Annotated in this window: 13 protein-coding genes; all 13 read left to right on the top strand. The window is 45.2% G+C overall.

Annotated features, from left to right (window positions below; translation table 11 throughout):
* Positions 1–298: 298 nt before the first annotated feature.
* Entirely contained in the window at positions 299–1465 is a 1167-nt protein-coding gene (locus tag G596_RS0116295) for a hypothetical protein (RefSeq protein WP_155829332.1), read from the top strand.
* An 81-nt stretch (positions 1466–1546) separates the two neighbouring features.
* On the top strand, positions 1547–3484 hold the full coding sequence (locus tag G596_RS0116300; RefSeq protein ID WP_022762891.1) for a hypothetical protein: 1938 nt from the start codon (positions 1547–1549) through the stop codon (positions 3482–3484).
* Between the two features lie 131 nt (positions 3485–3615).
* Positions 3616–4974, top strand: coding sequence for an MATE family efflux transporter (locus tag G596_RS0116305; protein WP_049944876.1), 1359 nt, complete (start codon positions 3616–3618; stop codon positions 4972–4974).
* Positions 4975–5187: 213 nt separating this feature from the next.
* Positions 5188–6900, top strand: a complete 1713-nt coding sequence (locus tag G596_RS22590; RefSeq protein ID WP_044928922.1) for a two-component system response regulator — start codon at positions 5188–5190, stop codon at positions 6898–6900.
* A gap of 99 nt (positions 6901–6999) precedes the next feature.
* Positions 7000–7341 (top strand): Hpt domain-containing protein, encoded by a 342-nt coding sequence (locus G596_RS22595; protein WP_022762893.1) that lies wholly within the window; start codon positions 7000–7002, stop codon positions 7339–7341.
* 50 nt (positions 7342–7391) lie between these two features.
* Positions 7392–10532, top strand: coding sequence for an ATP-binding protein (locus tag G596_RS24060; RefSeq protein WP_022762894.1), 3141 nt, complete (start codon positions 7392–7394; stop codon positions 10530–10532).
* Positions 10533–10584: 52 nt separating this feature from the next.
* A complete protein-coding gene (locus tag G596_RS0116325) occupies positions 10585–11349 on the top strand; it encodes a response regulator (protein WP_022762895.1) in 765 nt (254 codons plus the stop codon).
* 13 nt (positions 11350–11362) lie between these two features.
* The gene (locus tag G596_RS0116330; RefSeq protein ID WP_022762896.1) at positions 11363–11926 is read left to right on the top strand and encodes a TetR/AcrR family transcriptional regulator; all 564 of its coding nucleotides are present in this window, start codon (positions 11363–11365) and stop codon (positions 11924–11926) included.
* The gene (locus G596_RS0116335) at positions 11923–14364 is read left to right on the top strand and encodes an alpha-galactosidase (RefSeq protein WP_022762897.1); all 2442 of its coding nucleotides are present in this window, start codon (positions 11923–11925) and stop codon (positions 14362–14364) included. The genes G596_RS0116330 and G596_RS0116335 overlap by 4 nt, the downstream gene beginning before the upstream one ends.
* Positions 14365–14547: 183 nt before the next feature.
* Positions 14548–15429 carry a DegV family protein gene (locus G596_RS0116340; protein WP_022762898.1) on the top strand — a complete coding sequence of 294 codons (882 nt, stop codon included), beginning with the start codon at positions 14548–14550 and terminating at the stop codon, positions 15427–15429.
* 531 nt (positions 15430–15960) lie between these two features.
* Positions 15961–16818 carry an ATP-dependent sacrificial sulfur transferase LarE gene (gene larE / locus G596_RS0116350; RefSeq protein ID WP_022762900.1) on the top strand — a complete coding sequence of 286 codons (858 nt, stop codon included), beginning with the start codon at positions 15961–15963 and terminating at the stop codon, positions 16816–16818.
* Between the two features lie 30 nt (positions 16819–16848).
* Entirely contained in the window at positions 16849–18204 is a 1356-nt protein-coding gene (locus G596_RS0116355) for an MATE family efflux transporter (RefSeq protein WP_022762901.1), read from the top strand.
* Positions 18197–18949 (top strand): nickel pincer cofactor biosynthesis protein LarB, encoded by a 753-nt coding sequence (larB, locus tag G596_RS0116360; RefSeq protein ID WP_022762902.1) that lies wholly within the window; start codon positions 18197–18199, stop codon positions 18947–18949. Before G596_RS0116355 ends, larB begins: the two co-directional genes overlap by 8 nt.
* Positions 18950–19027: the final 78 nt, after the last annotated feature.

The following is a 19027-nucleotide window of genomic DNA, read 5'->3' on the forward strand; positions in this document are numbered from 1 at the left end:
GGTTGAGGTAGAATCTGTGGAATAGGGGAAAAGATGAAAAACACAGATGAATAGTTGCTGAGGTATCTGTGAAATAAAAGGATAGGTGAAAACCACAGATGAACAGTTGTCAAGATATCTGTGAAATGGAAAGATAAGCTTAAATCACAGATTCTGGCATCAATGGATGGGTGAGATTACCATGATGTTGAGAGAAAAAGGAAAATCAGGTAAAGGCTTAAAGAATATTACCTTGATAATGAAGAAAAATCAAAAAAATAGGTAAAAAGCATAGGAAAACAGTAAAGAGAGGGGGTAGATGATGACTGGCAGATATGAATCCGGAAAAATGACTATATGTTTGATTATTCCAATGACATTGCTGACGGCAGGCTTATTTTCAGGATGCGGACTTAAGGCTAAAAGTGATACTGAGCCGACACAGACTTTGAATGCGCAGGCTGAGATTGTCAGTACAGCTGCGGGTATAGATGACAAAACTACGGGTACAGACGGCAAAAATGCAGGTAAAAATGTAGGCAAAAATGCAGGTAAAAATGCAGGTAAAAATGGTACCGCTGATATATCTGATGAAAAGGTTCCGAAGACATCTGAGCCGGAAATGAAGAGCACACCTATCTCCGAGGAAGAGATGGAAGCACTCCTGGATACTGTGATTACAGAAACCGACGTTGATGCTTCGGATGTGCGATGCTGCGCCATTGATGATTTCAACGAAGATGGAAAATACGAGGGCGTGGTTTATGTTGGCGCAGGACCCGATGATGAATTCGGGTGGTGTGAAGGCGCGGTATACTATGTCAGCGGTGAAAAATGCAAAAAGATATACGATGGAACCCTTACCATGACAAATGGCAATGTTTTCAGAGTTGTTGATGCCGGGAGCAGGAAATTCATCATCTTTAATGAAGCTTATGTTACGGCTGAGGTGTCTTATGTTTATTACATTGATGAGTCAGGACTGAAGGAGTCCAATATTTCAAGGTTTGGCGACATCAATTCTGCGACAGATCTTCAGAACATTCAGATGTCCTTTAGCACCTATGATGGATTCTGCACTTATACCGAAGGCGAAGAGGACTCCAGCGAGTGGACTGGACATACCTGGAAGCCCTACTATTTCTACTATGACAGTGACAAGAAGGACTTCATGGAGTATGGAGGAAAAGAGATAACTGCAAAGGAACTCGAGAAGATAGTTGGATTTGACCTGGCCTTGGAGATAGAGAAGGAAGGCTATCAGGTTGATAATATCCTCTATAGGAAAAACGGTATAGTTAACGTCAACTATTCCAAGGAAGAAGAACTGGCCGGCACAATAGATGTTACATATAAAAATGTAACCTATGATGAGAATACCGGTACCTTCATAGATGCCTGGGATACAGGCGGAGATACCTGGCAGGATTCTGATTTTGGCGGGATTTACATGAACGCCCTTAATCCTGAGATGGCAGAATATTGATTCTAAAATGACAGAATACTAACCGGGAAAAAGTAATGCAATCATTCAAAGTAATGCAATCATTCACATTCGGAGGGGGATATGCGAAAGAGAGCTTTATTAGAACTAAGAAAAATGCTGGCAATTACCATGGCAGCTGCGCTGGTGGTGACAGCCGGATGCGGAAAAGGTGATGCAAATTCTTCAGGCGCGGGAGATGCCGGACAGAATGCCGGAGGACTTAAAGCCGGGACGCAGGCTGATACCGGAGACGGATCAGCGGAGGGCAGCGGAGATAATAATGGCGCGACCGATAAAAACAGCGACAATAATAGTGATAGCGGCGATAACAATGGCACCGACGAAAGTGGCAGCGGTGACAACAAGGATAGCGGCAACAATGGCGATAACGAAGACACCAACGATGTCGACCCCGGAGATGTAGCAGCTACTGAAGAGCCTAAGGCAACATTCACAGAAGCCGACCTTGATAACCCGATCGACTGCATGTACAAGAGTCATCCGATCGCGCTCATGAAGGACACTACCGAGTATGGCACCGGAAATTATTACACCATCGAACTCGAAAGAAGCGTGGAGGATAAGTTCCCGGAGCTTATCAAAATACTTGAGAAATTCGGCGAAGACGGCAAGAAAGATATCGAAGAGAATCTCACAAAAAGCGCTCCGGAAATAGATGGGATTTTTGAAAGCGGCTGGGGACTGCCGTACGAGTTTGTTCATAATCTCTATCCCATCAGGGCAGACGGAAGGGTATTTTCTTTTGTTGTAGAAAACTACACATTTCTTGCGGGCGCCCACGGATACGCGGATTATACGAACTACAACTATGATCCCGTCACAGGAAAAGAGATTGCTTTTTCTGACGTAGTTAAGAATACAGATGATCTTCCGGAAATCATCGCTACAGAGATTGAAAAACAAAATGATGACTTGCAAGAATATTTTAAAGACTGTCCCGGGGACAGGGAAAACCTAGTTAACGGAATTCCCGACAGACTAAAGGACAATGCGAGAGCTCTTGCGTGGACACTTGGCTTCGATGGCATACAGATAAATTTTGAAGACTATGCTATGGGAACTTATGCGGCAGGCGCGCGTGCAGTTTATATCAAGTTCGCTGATTATCCGGATGTTTTCACAGACACCTATGATAATTATAAGGATGGAGAAATCCCTGATATTACAAGGATTGCTATGGAACTGAAGGAAGCTGAGATAGAAACAATCGATGCTGAGCCCTATATCGAAAATGCAGATAACGACAGCAGCGCAGAGGGTGAAGAGGAAGGCTACGGCGAGGACTGGTGGTATCATGCAGTTGTAAAGAACCCCGGCTGGAGCGCGTGGACAGCGGATGGAATCAGCACCAATGCGGGAGAACCTTCGATTGAACTTAGCGAGGTAAAAACAAATACCACAGACTGGCTTAATGAGAATGAGTGGTCCAAGGATACCGGAATACCGCTCCCCGAGAGTTTTCCGTATTCTGATGGAACATACAAGTACAGCGTAGTAAACAATGCGGAAGGCGGCGAGATGTCGCTCACGGTATTTGACGAGTCGACCTCGACACTAAACGGCAATTATTACTTTGATGAATTCATCAGCCCTCCCGATCAGGGAGAAGGGATGTTTGCTGATTTTACGGAGCCGTCTATTCAATATGCGCTGGTAAAAGACAACATACTTTACGTTTCGCTCGGGCACAGAACCTATGCGTCAGCCAACCCGCACAAATCCTACATCGTCGCTATTGATACTGTTTCAGGTGAGACACTCTGGAGAAGTGACGATCAGGTTTGCGGATCCTATAATTTCGTGATTCTGGGTGACAGCATAGTTTGTGGCTACGGCTTTACCGACGAGCCGGATTATATCTATATCCTGAACAGGAATAACGGCAAAGTGCAAAAGAAAATCAAAGTAAAATCAGCGCCATATTACTTTATAGTACAAGAGGAATACCTCTATGTTCTAACCTACAATACAGAATATCTATATAAAATAGTGGACTAAGGATGAATTAATATAACGGACTCAAATAGCATATACAGCCTTTTCTTCTCGAAGACTGTAAATATATTTGAGTCTGTTTCTTTATATTTTTTGATGCATTCGGCAGCATAAAGTGTTAGTATACTATGGCTATGAAAAATAAAAATATCACATCAGGCTCTATATGGAAGAACATGCTGTCTTTCTTTTTTGCACTTCTTCTTGGAGCCTTTTTTCAACAACTTTATAATACTGTGGATGCGATCATTGTCGGAAGAACTGTGGGAAGCGATGCGCTCGGTGCGGTCGGCGGATCCGCAGCGATGGTGGTCAATCTTTTTCTTGGCTTTTTCCTTGGGCTGTCCTCCGGAGCGACTGTTGTAATCTCCCAGTTTTACGGCGCAGGTAAGCGCGAAGAGATAGAAAAAGCGGTCCACACCGCGATTGCCCTCTCTATAGTCGGCGGCGCAATTTTCACCATAATAGGAGTTGCGATATCGCCATGGATCATCAGCGCGATGGATACGCCGGTTGAGCAGGCCGAAGCAGCCACAATGTATCTTCGAATCTTCTTCCTCGGAATGATTCCGAACCTTGTCTACAACATGGGCGCCGGAATACTAAGAGCAGTCGGGGATTCCAGACGACCTCTGATCGTCCTGGTAATAAGCTGCATCGTGAACATCATTCTCGATGTGCTCTTCGTGATCGTCCTCGGACTTGGCAGAAGAGGAGACGTCTACGGAGTGTCCGGTGTTGCGGTTGCAACCATACTCAGCCAGTTTATAAGCGCTGCAATTGTGCTCATTCTCCTTGCTGAAAGCAGCGACAGTTACAGGCTTGATATCAGGAAAATCCGCTTCGATTTTCCTATGTTATCAAAGATCATAAAAATCGGAATACCAGCAGGATTTCAGACTACAACCTACACACTGTCGAATACTCTTATCCAGGTGTCCATCAACAGTCTGGGAAAAGATGTGGCCTCAGCGTGGGCGGCCTACGGGAAGATTGACGTACTTTTCTGGATGACCATCGGATCGCTCGGAACAGTGGCTACCACCTTTGCGGGCCAGAACTACGGTGCGGGAAAATACGACAGAGTGAGAAAGAGCACCAGACAGGCATTGGCAATAGCAGCAATCATCACGGTTCCGATGAGTGCTTTCTTTTGTATATTCGGAGATGTTCTTCTTAAGATATTTGTGGTGAATCAAAACGTAATAAATATCGGAGTCCAGATGATTCTCTACCTCGCTCCGTTCTACATAACCTATATCTTTGTTGAGATATTTGCTGGAGTCCTTAGGGGAATGGGAGATGCCTTCGTTCCGATGATCATCACCCTGTGCGGAATCTGCATACTCCGCGTACTCTGGATTCTGGTAGTTTTCCCCATGAACCGAACCGTGGAAATGATAGAAATGAGCTATCGCGTAACCTGGTGCGCCACCTCTCTACTGTTCCTTGTATATTACCTATTCTTTGTAAAAAAACGCGGCATCAAATGATAATTCTTGGAAAAACTAAGCCCGAAAAAAATATATGTGTGATTTTTATCGATTATGCTTAAGCAACGAGATAAAAATCACACATATATTTTTGAACGGGCGTACTCTTTCCCAAAAATTTATATTTATTTCACAGGGAGTTAAATTACTTGGAAACTATATCATGGTAGAATAGTGTTATCGGTAATATGTGTGCAGTTCGGGGGAAACACTATGGATAGTGGACTTGATGTAAAAAGAAAAATACTCATTGTTGAGGATGAACCGATAAATCGGAAAATTCTTGAAAACATAATCAAAAAAGATTATGAGGGCATTTTTGCCAGGGATGGCGTCGAAGCAATTGAGCTTATAAGGGATAACAGCGATACCCTTTCGCTTGTGCTGCTCGACCTTATGATGCCCGATATGGACGGCTTCGAAGTGCTTGAATTTATGCGGGAGGACAAAGTATTAAAGCTCATCCCGGTGATAGTATGCACTTCCGAAAAGGAAGCCGAAGTCAAATGTTTCCAGCTTGGAGCCGCTGATTTCATAACAAAGCCCTATGATCATCCTGCGGTCATAAAGGCCAGAATCGACAGAGCCATCGAATTCAAAGAGGGCAGAGGTCTTATTCATGCGACCCAGAATGACTCACTGACGGGGCTTCTTACCCATGACTTTTTCATGGAATATTCCCATTTCAGAGATTTGCATTATAACAATCACGACATGGACGCCATAGTCCTTAATATCAACAGATTCCACCTGATAAACGAACTACAGGGAAGGCGCGCGGGCGACGACGTCCTTATAAAAATTGCGGACAGTGCAAAGCGCATCTCAGAGGAAAAGGGTGGAATAGCAGGAAGAGGCGGAGCTGATGAATTCATGCTCTATCTTCCGAGCGGATCGGATCCGACCAAACTCCTAGGCAAAATAGAGGAGGGACTTCAGGACCTGCTCAATAACTCCAGAGTTTACCTCAGGATGGGAGTTTATAAAAAGGTAAACAGAGACCTGTCCGTTGAACACCGCTTTGACAGAGCGAGAGTTGCCTGCAACAGCATACGTGGCAGCTACAACGAGAAGCTTGCGGTCTACGATGAGGATATGAATGAGAAAGAGACACTGAACGAGCGTCTCATCAACGATATGGAGGCCGGAATAAAAGAGGGCCAGTTCAAGATTTACTACCAGCCAAAGTATGCGATACAGGGCGACAGGGATTCCCTGTACAGTGCAGAAGCGCTGGTACGATGGGAACATCCTGAACTGGGACTTCTTAGACCCGATAAATTCATTCCGCTTTTCGAGGACAACGGCCTTATCCATAAGCTGGACCACTATGTGTGGGATGAGGTATCAAAACAGATCGGTGAGTGGATGGTCAAGTACGATCTCAAGATTCCGGTATCCGTAAATGTATCCCGAGTTGATATCGGAGCTCCGGACCTCGAGGAAGAGATTTTTACCGTGGTTCAGAACAACTGGATATCACCGGGAATGCTGAACCTTGAGATAACAGAGTCGGCCTACACCGAGAACTCGGATCAGATCATAAAGGTTGTGAAGGGACTTCGCGAAAGAGGTTTCGCCATCGAAATGGACGACTTCGGAACAGGTTATTCTTCACTGAACATGATTACTTCGCTTCCTATCGACATTCTGAAGCTCGACATGCAGTTTGTCAAAAACATCCATGAGGGCAACAAGGACATGAAGATGGTGGAGCTTATGATGGACGTAGCAAGATCCCTCAAGGTCAAGGTTGTCGCCGAGGGCGTCGAGACCAGGGAACAATACGACCTTTTGAAAAAAGCAGGCTGCGACGTAATCCAGGGTTTCTACTTCTCGATGCCCTGCGCAGGACCGGAATTCGAAAAACTGATTGAGAAGGAAAACGAGGAACTGGCACGCGAAGTTGAAGAAGCACTGGCCTAAAAAGCCTTCCCCCTTGGGGGATGGACCGATTATATGCCTTCCCCTAGGGGGGGAAGGTGTCAGCGCAGCTGACGGATGAGGGGTAATAGGAGGTATAAAATGCTAACAATAGACATACTTAACGAGTTTGGAGCCGACACAAAGGAAGGACTTGCAAGATGCCTTGACGATGAGGAATTTTATCTTGATCTCATCCCTGAAGCACTGGAGCGTGAACGCTACGAGGAGCTTCAGGAGCTTCTTGAAAAAAAGGACATACCGGCAGCTTTCGAGGCAGCTCATGCCCTTAAGGGGGTACTGGGAAACCTTGCACTCACACCGATTTATGAGCCAGCAAGTGAGATGACCGAGATCCTTCGTACCGGCAAAGACATGGACTACACGGAATATATCACAAAAGTTATTGCAGAGAGAGACAGGCTTGCAGAGATGATTGAATAAACATAGAGATTCCCGGCGATTGATTCCATGTAGCAAAATGAGGAATGCCCATGTTTCAAAAGAATATAATCATTGAGAGTCTGGATGACCTCAAGAAGAAAGCTCCGTTTATCAAGATGGAGTTTGAATCACATGAGTATAACTCCGGCCTGATTGAAATGCAGGTTGGAAATATAGATGAGGAAGAGATAAAGGCGGTTCTTAAGGAACTTGCTGTTTCTTTTCCGAATTTTAAAGTTGTCGGGATGTCCTCGATTGCTACGGTTTATGCGATTTATCACATCGAGAAGGGAATTGTGCTGTCCTTTACACTGATGAAAAACGCCGACGTTACAGTACTCAGTTACTTCGCAGGCGTGTATAAGGACAATAAAGAAATATTGGATATTGCATCTGAATATGCCCATAAAGTTGCAGAATTTATACGAAATATAGAATATGCCAAGGGGGTTCAGATCCTTCTTGCAGGCAGAAGTGCGCCATCGCCTGTGCTTATAAGAGATCTTTCCAAGGAACTCCCGGATATTCCGATATACGGTGCGATAGCAGGGGTGAATAAAAGAGAAAGTACAGACGGCTATTTTTCCGCTATTAACAAGGAGGATACCTTTGTAATAGCAGGTGAAGAGATGGGCAGAGGTGCGGCAATAGCCATTTTTCACGGGAAAGAGCTCTATACCTATGTGGATTATCTCTTTGGGTGGGAACCTATAGGAAGATCCATGGATATAGAGGTCTCGACGGATTTCAGTAAGGGGCTTATTGTTGCAACAAGTCTTGACGGAGTAAAGCCGGCTGAAGTTTATAAGAAATATCTTGGAGTAAATGAGAATAAGAATTTTGTCATGAATATCGGTGAATTTCCGCTTGTGGTGGAGCGTGACGGAATCACCATAGGAAGAACACCTGCTGCACTGGGGAAAAATGGCGAACTTTACCTCGAAGCGGATATCCTTGAGGGTGAGAAGGTGCGCTTTTCATTTGGACAATATGACAGGATTCTTGAAGGAACAAAGGCCGGGGCAGAGAGAATGAGGGCTTTTGGTGCAGAATACCTTAACCTTATCATCTGCGGCAACAGACTTAACTTCCTTCAGGATGATTACCATCTTGAGATAGACTACTATACCGAGGGGCGCTATGAGAAACCTGTGCTCTGCCTTGGTATGGGTGAAATTTATCGCTTTAACGGAAAAGGCGGACTGTTAAACTCTGCGCTTGTTGCTATCGGAATGAGAGAAGGACTTGGAGGGGAGGCGACCTACAAGCCTATAAGCGATAAGCGGAATGATCTTGCGCAGAGGGAGGGGGTGATTCCACTTTCGGCAAGACTTGCCCATTTCCTGAAGGCTATGACAGGTGAGCTTGTTGAGGCTGTATACGAGGCAGAGGCTGCAAATGAAGCTAAGTCTGCGTTTTTATCAAATATGTCTCATGAGATCAGGACACCTATAAATGCTGTGCTGGGAATGGATGAGATGATTCTTCGTGAGTGCAAAGATCCTGAGATAGTGGAGTATGCGCAGAATATCAAGTCTGCAGGAAGTACACTTCTTGGACTTATCAATGACATCCTCGATTTTTCCAAGATTGAAGCAGGAAAAATGGACATCGTTCCCGTGGACTACGATTTTTCATCACTTGTTAATGACCTTGTTCACATGATCATACCAAGGATCACGGCTAAGGGTATTGAGCTTGTGGTCGATGTGGACAGGAATCTTCCGAGCGTGCTTTTCGGAGATGAGATCAGAATCAAGCAGGCTATAACGAATATTCTCACCAACGCTGTCAAATATACGGAGAGAGGCAGCGTATCACTTATCGTGACCTATGAAAAAATCGCAGAGGATTTGATCAATCTCACAGTCCGGGTTAAGGACACGGGAATAGGAATTAAGGAAGAGGATATTGAGAGACTTTTCCATGCCTTCCAGCGAGTTGACGAGGTCAGAAACAGGACCATCGAAGGAACCGGACTTGGTCTTAACATAACGAAGAGACTGCTTGCTCTTATGGGCAGCAGGCTCGCGGTTGAAAGTAAATACGGCGAGGGCTCGGAATTTTCATTTACGATCACTCAGAAGGTGATAAAGGATGAGCCCATCGGCGATTACATGGATGCCTACAAGAGGGCTGTTATCGATAAGGAAAAGTATCACGAGAAATTTACTGCGCCTGAGGCAAAAGTTCTTGTGGTCGACGATACACCCATGAATCTTACTGTGGTTGAGGGACTCCTTAAGAAAACCCTGGTGCAGATTGATACGGCAGAGAGTGGTCAGGAATGCCTTGAGAAGACAAGGCTGAAGAAATATGATCTCATTTTCCTCGATCACAGAATGCCCATTATGGACGGAATAGAGACTCTTACAAAGCTAAAGAGTGAGGAGGATAATCCTAACCGGAATACGCCTGCCATAAGTCTTACAGCCAATGCGATCTCGGGTGCGAGGGATATGTATATCGAGGCCGGTTTTAATGACTATATGACAAAGCCCATCATGGCAGAAAAACTGGAGGCTATGATGGTATTGTATCTGCCTGAGGATAAGGTTTGCATGGTAGCGTCTTCGAGCGATAAGGATAATTTTGACGATGAGGAAAAAGAGCTTCCGGGCTGGCTTAAGGAAGCGCCTATCGATGTAAAGACCGGAATTAAAAACTGCGGTTCTGCGGAGAACTTCGTGCAGGCGGCCCAAACCTTCAAGGACTCCATGGATGATAACTACGAAGCGATAGAGCAATTCCTTGAAGATGAGGACATTAAAAACTACACCATCAAGGTTCATGCCCTTAAGAGCTCAGCGCGAATTATCGGAGCAGAAAAGCTCTCGGCGCTGGCTGAGGCTCTAGAGGCAGCAGGCGATGCCGTGGATATTGACAGGATAAAAAAGGACACACCGGAGCTTCTTAAGATGTACAGGGAACTTCGGGAAGCCTTCTTCTCTGGAGATGATGGAGCGGAGGACAATTCTTCGGACGACCTTCCGCTTATGGAAGAAGATGCCGTTACAGAATTAAAAAATACTTTAAAAGAAATCGCCGGAACCTTTGACTATGACAGTATTAATTATATAATGGAAACTGTAAAAGGTTATCGAGTTCCCAAAGGGCATAGGGAGTTTTTCACAGCATTGCAGAAAGCTGTTGCAAATGCGGATTGGGATGAGATAAATAGACTTCTTTAAATGCGTATAAAAAGGTAATTGATTCGTAGGCTACTTGAAAATGGAGGAAGATATGGATAACAGAATTCTTCTTATAAGTAGCGGCTCAACTTTTATGATAGATGCCCTGTCGAAGAATCTTAAAGACGCGGGGCTGGTGGTTGTAAAATGTGAGCCGGTTGTGGATGAACTCGATAAATACAGAGACGGGCCGGATGTTTTCCTGTTCTATCTGGGGAAATTTGTCGATGAGATTCCGGATGTTCTCATATATCTTCGAGATATCTGTCTTGAGAAAAACAAGATTCTGTGCATGATCGGAGATGAAGCAGAGTATGAGGTTGTAGGCGCTACCCTGACTGCAGACTCCATAGCGGAGAAGTTCGACAGACCGGTTGACATGAAGCTGGTTTCGGAGAGAATGCGCGATCTCTGTAAGCTGAACAATGAGATGGCAAAGAGGCGGAATATCCTTCTGGTCGACGATGATCCGACGTTTCTAAAGCTTGCAAAGAACTGGCTTGAGGAAAAATACAGAGTTACGATAGTAAGTTCCGGAACCCAGGCAATTACTTACCTTGCGACGAACATGCCGGACCTGATTCTTTTGGATTACGAGATGCCTGTGACACCCGGACCGCTGGTTCTTGAGATGATAAGAAGTGATGAGAGACTATACGATACGCCGATCATTTTCCTTACCGGCAAGGGAGACAGGGAGAGCGTGATGAAGGTGGTAGGGCTAAAGCCCAATGGATATCTTCTTAAAAATATGCCAAAGAATGAACTGCTTAAATCAATAGAGGAATTTTTTGACGGGACAAATAAGCTGAATTAGCGCAGGAGGGATTATGAACGACACAAAAATTAAGATACTTGAGGCTGTTCTTTCGGAGTTCAAGAAAAAGGGCTCAAAATTCACAATGGACGACGTTGCCAGCGATCTCCACATGAGTAAGAAGACAATCTACAAGGAATTTGATGACAAGGAAAAAATATTCGATTCACTTGTAGACTACTGTTTTGATAATATTAAGGAGAAGGAGGCGGAGGTTCTTGCCGACAAGTCTCTTTCCACCATTGAACAGATTGAGAAGATAATGATCTGCATGCCTGACAAGTACAGGGATGTCGATTTTCGCATGGTATTTACACTTAAAGAAAAGTACCCTAAGATTTATGTGAAGGTTCAGAACAGACTTGAGAATGACTGGGAAGATACCATCATGCTTATTGAAAAAGGAATCCGCGAAGGCGTTATCAGACCGCTGCCGATTCCCGTAATTAAAGCGATGACCGAGGCCTCAATTGAGAGGTTCCTCAGCTCGAACGTGCTTATTGAGGGCAACACAAGCTACGATGACGCCCTTAAAGTAATGATAGACATAATAATGAGAGGAATTTGCGTAAGATGATTTTAAGAAATGGCAACATATTTTTACTACAGACGAAAGGCAGCAGCTACTTTATGCAGGTGCTGCCTTCGGGGCATATAGAACACATACATTACGGCGCCTCGCTCATCTCTGATATGCAGTATGAGAAGTTCATGAAAAACGAGAGCGCAGAGGAAGGACTTTTGTCAGACATGGCAAAAGTTCTTGAGATTAAGCACAAAAACGAGGGCGGAAACATGGTTGTTTACTCGAAGGAGAGCTATCCTCTCTGCCTCGAGGTTATGCCGCTTGAGATGTCGGGCTTCGGTAAGGGTGACATCAGAGAACCCTTGGTGGAGCTGACCTTTGCGGACGGTTCCTCAACCTGCGACTTTTTATTCGAAAGTGCGGAGATATCCGATGAACTTGGCAGCCTTGAGACACTGCCGAGTTCTTATGATGACCTTGGAAAAGGCGCTGAAAGTGCGGGCGAAGAGGATAAGGCAGCTCCATGGGAGAAGGACCACGCGCAGCAGCTTACGATTACTCTTAAGGACACCGGCTACGATATCAGACTTAAGATGATCTACAAGGTTTATCCCGAGTGCGATACCATCACAAGAAGCGCAGTTCTGATAAATGACGGCGATGCGAGAGTGAAGGTGGACCGCCTTCTTTCCAATCAGATTGATTTTCAGCAAAGCGGATATCAGCTGACAAGCTTCCACGGACGCTGGGCAGATGAGATGGGACAGACAGTCTCCGTCTGCAATGCGGGAAAAGTTGTTAACGAGGAACTCGCTGCCGGTGAATCCGGAAGCAGAAGCAATCCTTTTACAATGGTAAGCATGCCCGATACTACCGAGACAGCAGGTGACTGCTACGGATTTAACCTGGTATACAGCGGCAATCACTATAGCTCTCTTTCTTCAAACGGGACCTTCCTTTCAAGGTTTGTTAGCGGAATTCAGCCCACAGGCTTTGAGTGGCTACTGGAAGCAGGCGAGAAGTTCGAGGCACCGGAAGCTGTCATGACCTATTCCGGCAGAGGCTTTGGCGGAATGAGCCGCAGCATGCACGACTTTGTAAGAAAGCACATCGTGCGCGGAGTTTGGCGTGATAAGGAGAGACCAATCCTTATTAATAACTGGGAAGCTACCTATTTCAATTTTAACCAGAACAGTCTTCTTAAAATTGCAAAGGAAGCTTCAAAGGCAGGAATAGAGCTGTTCGTCCTGGATGACGGATGGTTCGGTAAAAGAAACGACGATCATGCAGGACTTGGCGACTGGATAGTTAACACCAAGAAGCTCCCGGACGGGCTCGGCGGTCTTGCTGAAAAGATAAATGCAATGGGCATGAAATTCGGACTCTGGGTTGAGCCTGAGATGGTGAATGAGGACTCAGATCTTTTCAGAGCGCATCCCGAGTGGGCGGTAAGAATTCCCGGAAAATCTCACTCAGTTGGAAGAACGCAGATGATACTGGATCTCACCAGGACCGATGTACAGGACTATATCATCGATGCTCTGTCAAAGGTGTTCTCCTCAGCTAACATTTCCTATATTAAGTGGGATATGAACAGAATCTTCTCGGATAGATTCTCACTTGAACTTCCGGCTGAGAGAATGAAGGAGTTCCAGCATAGATATTACATCGGGCTTTACAGGATTATGGGAACACTTACTAAGAAGTTCCCCGAGATCCTTTTTGAAGGCTGCTCAGCAGGCGGCAACAGGTTTGACCTTGGTATCCTCAGCTTTTTCCCTCAGATATGGGCAAGTGATGATACCGATGCAGTATGCCGCATGGACATTCAGAGAGGCTACAGCTACGGCTATCCCGCAAATACGCAGGGTGCGCATGTGTCCGCTGTTCCCAATCACCAGACACTTCACACCGTGCCGCTTGAGACCAGATTCTCGGTGGCTGCTTTCGGGTGCTTTGGCTATGAGCTGAATCTCGGAGAACTCTCCGAGCAGCAGAGAAAGCAGGTGGCAGATCAGGTTGAGTTCTATAAAAAGTGGAGAAAGGTCTTCCAGTTCGGAGACTTCTACAGACTTGATAAATACCGCTTCATGGTGGTTTCTAAGGACAAGTCGGCAGCGGTTGCTTTGATTTTCCAGAAAGAGTCAAGACCCAACAATGATTATCTGGCACTTAAGACCATGGGACTTGATGAGGATGCGGTTTATGAGGTTGCAAACAGACAGGTCAGCGTCAACATCAAGGCTTTCGGAAGCCTCATAAATACTATGGCTCCCATTCATGTAAAACAGGACGGAATCATCCACGGCATAATTGCAAGACATTACAAGATGAACGGCGAGAAGGACGAAGCCGTTGCGACAGGAAGCATGCTGAACTCCTGCGGAGTCCGCCTCAATCCCGACTACGGCGGAACCGGCTACGGCGAGGACACCCGCATGTTCAGAACCGGTGACGCCCGCCTCTACGTCTTCGCGAGGGTAGAGTGATTTTAGCCTTCCCCCTCCGGGGGCGCACGACGTCCGGGGGACGTCGGCTTTGCGCGGACCGGAGCGGAGCGGAGACAGGTGGCGCGCAGCGCCGGATGAGGGGACTGAATTCTCCAAAATCGTTTCCTTGAATAATTTCTTCTTATATGTTACTTTTTAGTAGTTTTATAAGGGAGGAATATTATGGCTGATTACGTTATCAGCTGTTGTTCAACAGCCGATCTTACTCTTGATCACTTTAAAAAGAGGGATTTAGAAGTTGCCAAATTTCATTTTGAAATTGACGGCAAACCATACCTGGATGATGGTGAGTTTCCTATAGAGGATTTTTATAACGCTATGGCAAAGGGAGCGATGACCAAAACATCCCAGATAAATGTTGACGAATATATTAGTCACTTTACGCCATTCCTTGAGGAAGGTAAGGATATCATTCATCTGACACTCAGCTCCGGAATTTCCGGAACCATTAACTCAGCTAATATCGCAGCTGATGAGCTCAGGGAGAAATATCCTGAGAGGAAGATATACATCATAGATTCCCTGGCAGCATCATCAGGCTATGGACTTTTAATGGATACTATCGCTGATAAGCGCGACGCCGGAATGACCATAGACGAGCTTAAGAACTGGGTACTTGAGCACAGACTTGAGCTTAACCACTGGTTCTTCACAACCGACCTTACATATCTTGTAAGGGGCGGCCGTGTTTCAAAGGCAGCAGGCTGGTTTGGCGGTGCGCTAAAGATTTGTCCGCTTCTCAACGTGGATAATCAGGGACGCCTTATCGCCAGACAGAAGCTTCGCGGAAAGCCCGCAGTTATCAGAGCTTGTGCAAAGAAGATGCTTGAGAATGCCCAATATGGCGACAAGTATAACGGCAAGTGCTATATTTCACAGTCCGCTTGCAGAGGCGACGCCGATCAACTAATAAAAGAAGTTGAGGCCCTCATCCCCGGAGTAAAGGGACGCATTGAGGTCTACGACATCGGCACCACCATCGGAAGCCACACCGGCCCCGGTACGATTGCTCTTTTCTTCTGGGGAAATAAGAGAGAAGATTGAATAAAAAAATGCTCTATGACATTATTGGCTTGTCATAGGGCATTATTTTTGTTTTAGGGGATTGTTCTTGTATTAGATGATTATTCTTGTTTTAGATAATAATCCTTGCTTTAAGGGTGTTGTTTCTAGTATTAAGGATATTGTCTCTTGCTTTGAACGTATTTTAGAATTGTTTTGCTCGTTATTTAAAATGTCTTGTGAAGGCGTAAGTCAATTTTTCAATTTTGCTAAAATGGATTTACCAATTATCAATATTAAGAATGAAATTTGTGAAAAAAAGGCCTTTGAATCCAATATATAATCGGCATGAAGATAGAATGTTGACATTATCTTGTAAACAAGCTTCAAAACGTAAGTCTAAAATAGAAAAATGAGAGATTAGATTTACGGTTATCGAAATTGCGTCAAAAAAACAAATATCTTTATAAAGAATTTTCTAACTCACTTCCGTAGGTATTTATATTGTGAGATAATTGTTTAATAACATATTATTGAGCTCAATCGAATTTGTGCGGACATAAAGAGACCAACATGGAAAATATAGATCAGAAATACCAAAAACTAAAAGATATCATCCATAGCTACAACACTCTGGCGGTGGCATTTTCGGGAGGCGTAGATTCCACATTTCTTCTTAAGGTGGCGGCGGACGTCCTCCAAGCTAAAACAGCAAGCAAGACACCTGAAAACAATGTTGTTGCCATCACTGCAAAATCCATTTCCTTTCCTGAGAGAGAGCACAAGGAGTCGGAGGATTTCTGCGAGAAAAATGACATCAAACAGGTGATAGTCAGTGTTGACCAGATGAAAATAGAGGGCTTTGCGAATAACCCTCCGGATAGATGTTACCTTTGTAAGAAGGTGATCTTCTCATCAATTATAGAAGAGGCAAAAAAACTGGGAATAACCACTATTGCTGAAGGCTCAAATGCCGATGATACGACAGACTACAGGCCGGGGATGAGAGCAATAGAAGAGCTGAAAGTCAAGAGTCCGCTGAAAGAGGCGGGACTTACCAAAGAAGAAATCAGGATACTTTCAAAAAGGCTCGGACTTCCCACCTGGTCGAAGCCATCCTTTGCATGTCTTGCTACAAGATTTGTCTACGGCGAGGAGATAACCGAAGAAAAGATAAAGATGGCAGGAGCAGCGGAGGAGATACTTTTTGGAAGCGGCTTTTCACAGGCCAGATGCAGAGTTCACGGCGACATGGCGAGGATAGAAGTTCCTGAAGACGAGATAAAAAAGCTTCTTGAAGATGAGACGAGGCAAACAATTTTCAAAAGGATAAAAGCACTCGGTTTCTCCTATGTATCCCTCGATCTTCAGGGCTACAGAACAGGGAGCATGAACGAGATACTAAACTATGATACATCCCCGCTCCTATAAAGATACTAAACCTATGAACGAGGTCATAATATGCAAAAAGCAGCTACAAAAGATTTAACAAACGGATCTCCCATGAAGCTTATTCTGGGATTTGCCGTGCCCATGCTTATGGGAATGCTCTTTCAGCAGTTCTACAATGTGGTGGATACCATGATTGTAGGTAAGTTCTTGGGAAAATACGCCCTTGCCGGCGTGGGCAGCACCGGTTCCATCAACTTCATGATCATAGGCTTCTGCATGGGAGTATCTGCAGGATTTTCCATACCGATTGCTCAGACCTTCGGAGCTAGGGATTTTAACGGCCTGAAAAGATATTTGGGAAATGCCATTGTCCTATGCAGCATATTGGCTGTGATAATGACTTTCCTTTCAACCATTTTCTGTAAAAAGATACTCATTCTCATGAACACGCCGGATGAAGTAATGGAGCACGCCTATGGCTATATAGTCGTGATATTCATCGGGATACCGGTTATATATATGTACAATCTGCTCTCGGGCGTCCTCAGAGCAGTCGGGGATAGCAAGCATCCGGTTATGTTTCTGGTAATTGCATCCTTTATCAACATAGGGTTGGATCTTCTATTTATAATAGTTTTCGGACTTGGTGTGACAGGGGCGGCGCTGGCTACAGTTTTATCTCAGCTTATCTCGGGGATTATGTGTCTTGTTTTTATTGTGAAAAGTGTGGACATTCTTCATATTACAAAGCGCGACCTTACACTGGAGAGGCACCACGTTTTCAAGCTTTTCAACATGGGAATTCCGATGGGACTGCAGTACTCGATCACAGCTATTGGAAGTGTGCTGCTGCAGGTTGCGGTCAACAGTCAGGGAGCTGACATTGTGGCAGCGGTTACCACAGCGGGCAAGGTGGGAATGTTCTTCTGTTGCCCCTTTGATGCGCTGGGATCCACGATGTCAACCTATGGCGGTCAGAACGTGGGTGCAGGAAAAATTGACAGACTTTCAAAAGGTATGTGGGCAGCAGGCATTCTCGGCTGTATTTACTCGGTTATCGCCTTCGGAGTTCTGTATTTCTTTGGAAGATACTTTGCAATGCTGTTTATGAGCGCGGGTGAAAGTGCTGTTCTTGATTACGCGCATACATATCTTATCTGGAACAGCCTGTTCTACATACCGCTTGTATTTGTCAATGTTGTCAGATTCCTTATACAGGGCATGGGCTTCAGTATGCTGGCTATCCTTGCCGGAGTGTGTGAGATGATTGCAAGAGCAGCGGCATCGCTATTTCTTGTCCCGCTCATAGGATATACGGGAATCTGCCTTGCCAGTCCTCTGGCATGGATTCTTGCTGACGTATTTTTGTTCCCGGCATTTTACTACACTAGGAATATTTTGAGAGGAAAGATTAGTAATGGATAAAAAAGAGATGGAAAAACTTCTGCAGCAAGTGGCATCAGGAGAGGCTTCAGTTGACGAAGCACTTTTAAAACTTAAAGAAGCTCCCTACGAGGATATGGGGTTCGCCAAGCCCGATTTTCACAGGGGCTTAAGACAAGGCGCAGCTGAGGTAATATACGGCGCCGGGAAAACTCCGCAGCAGGTGCTTGATATCACGAACAAATTAAGAGAGCATGGGCAAAAGACCGTCCTCATAACAAGGATGAAGGAGGAGGCAGCGACCCTTCTTAAGATTAATATAGAAGATTTTGAATATGATCCTCTTAGCCATATCGGAATAGTGGGAGAGCTTCCTGAAAAAGACGGAAAGGGAAAGATTGTGGTTGCGACCGGCGGCACAAGCGATATCCCGGTGGCTGAGGAAGCCGCTAAGACAGCAGAGGTTTACGGAAATGAAGTTGTAAGACTTTACGATGTGGGAGTTGCGGGACTTCACAGACTCCTTGGTCACATGGATGAAATCATGAGCGCAAGAGTCATCATTGCGATAGCAGGAATGGAAGGCGCCCTCGCAAGCGTCATCGGCGGACTTGCTGACTGCCCTGTGATCGGAGTGCCAACCAGTGTCGGATACGGAGCTTCCTTTAACGGAGTTTCGGCGCTTCTTTCTATGCTCAATTCCTGCGCCAGCGGAGTCAGCGTAGTTAATATTGATAACGGTTTCGGTGCCGGGTATCTGGCATCTATGATAAATCATATCGAGTGACAAACCCATCTATATAAAAAGAAAAGCCGCCTTGCTTGGCGGCTTTTCATATGTGCACCGATTAGGTGCGCCTTTATC

Origin of the sequence: Butyrivibrio sp. AD3002 (assembly GCF_000420905.1) — a bacterium.
Taxonomy (GTDB): domain Bacteria; phylum Bacillota; class Clostridia; order Lachnospirales; family Lachnospiraceae; genus Butyrivibrio.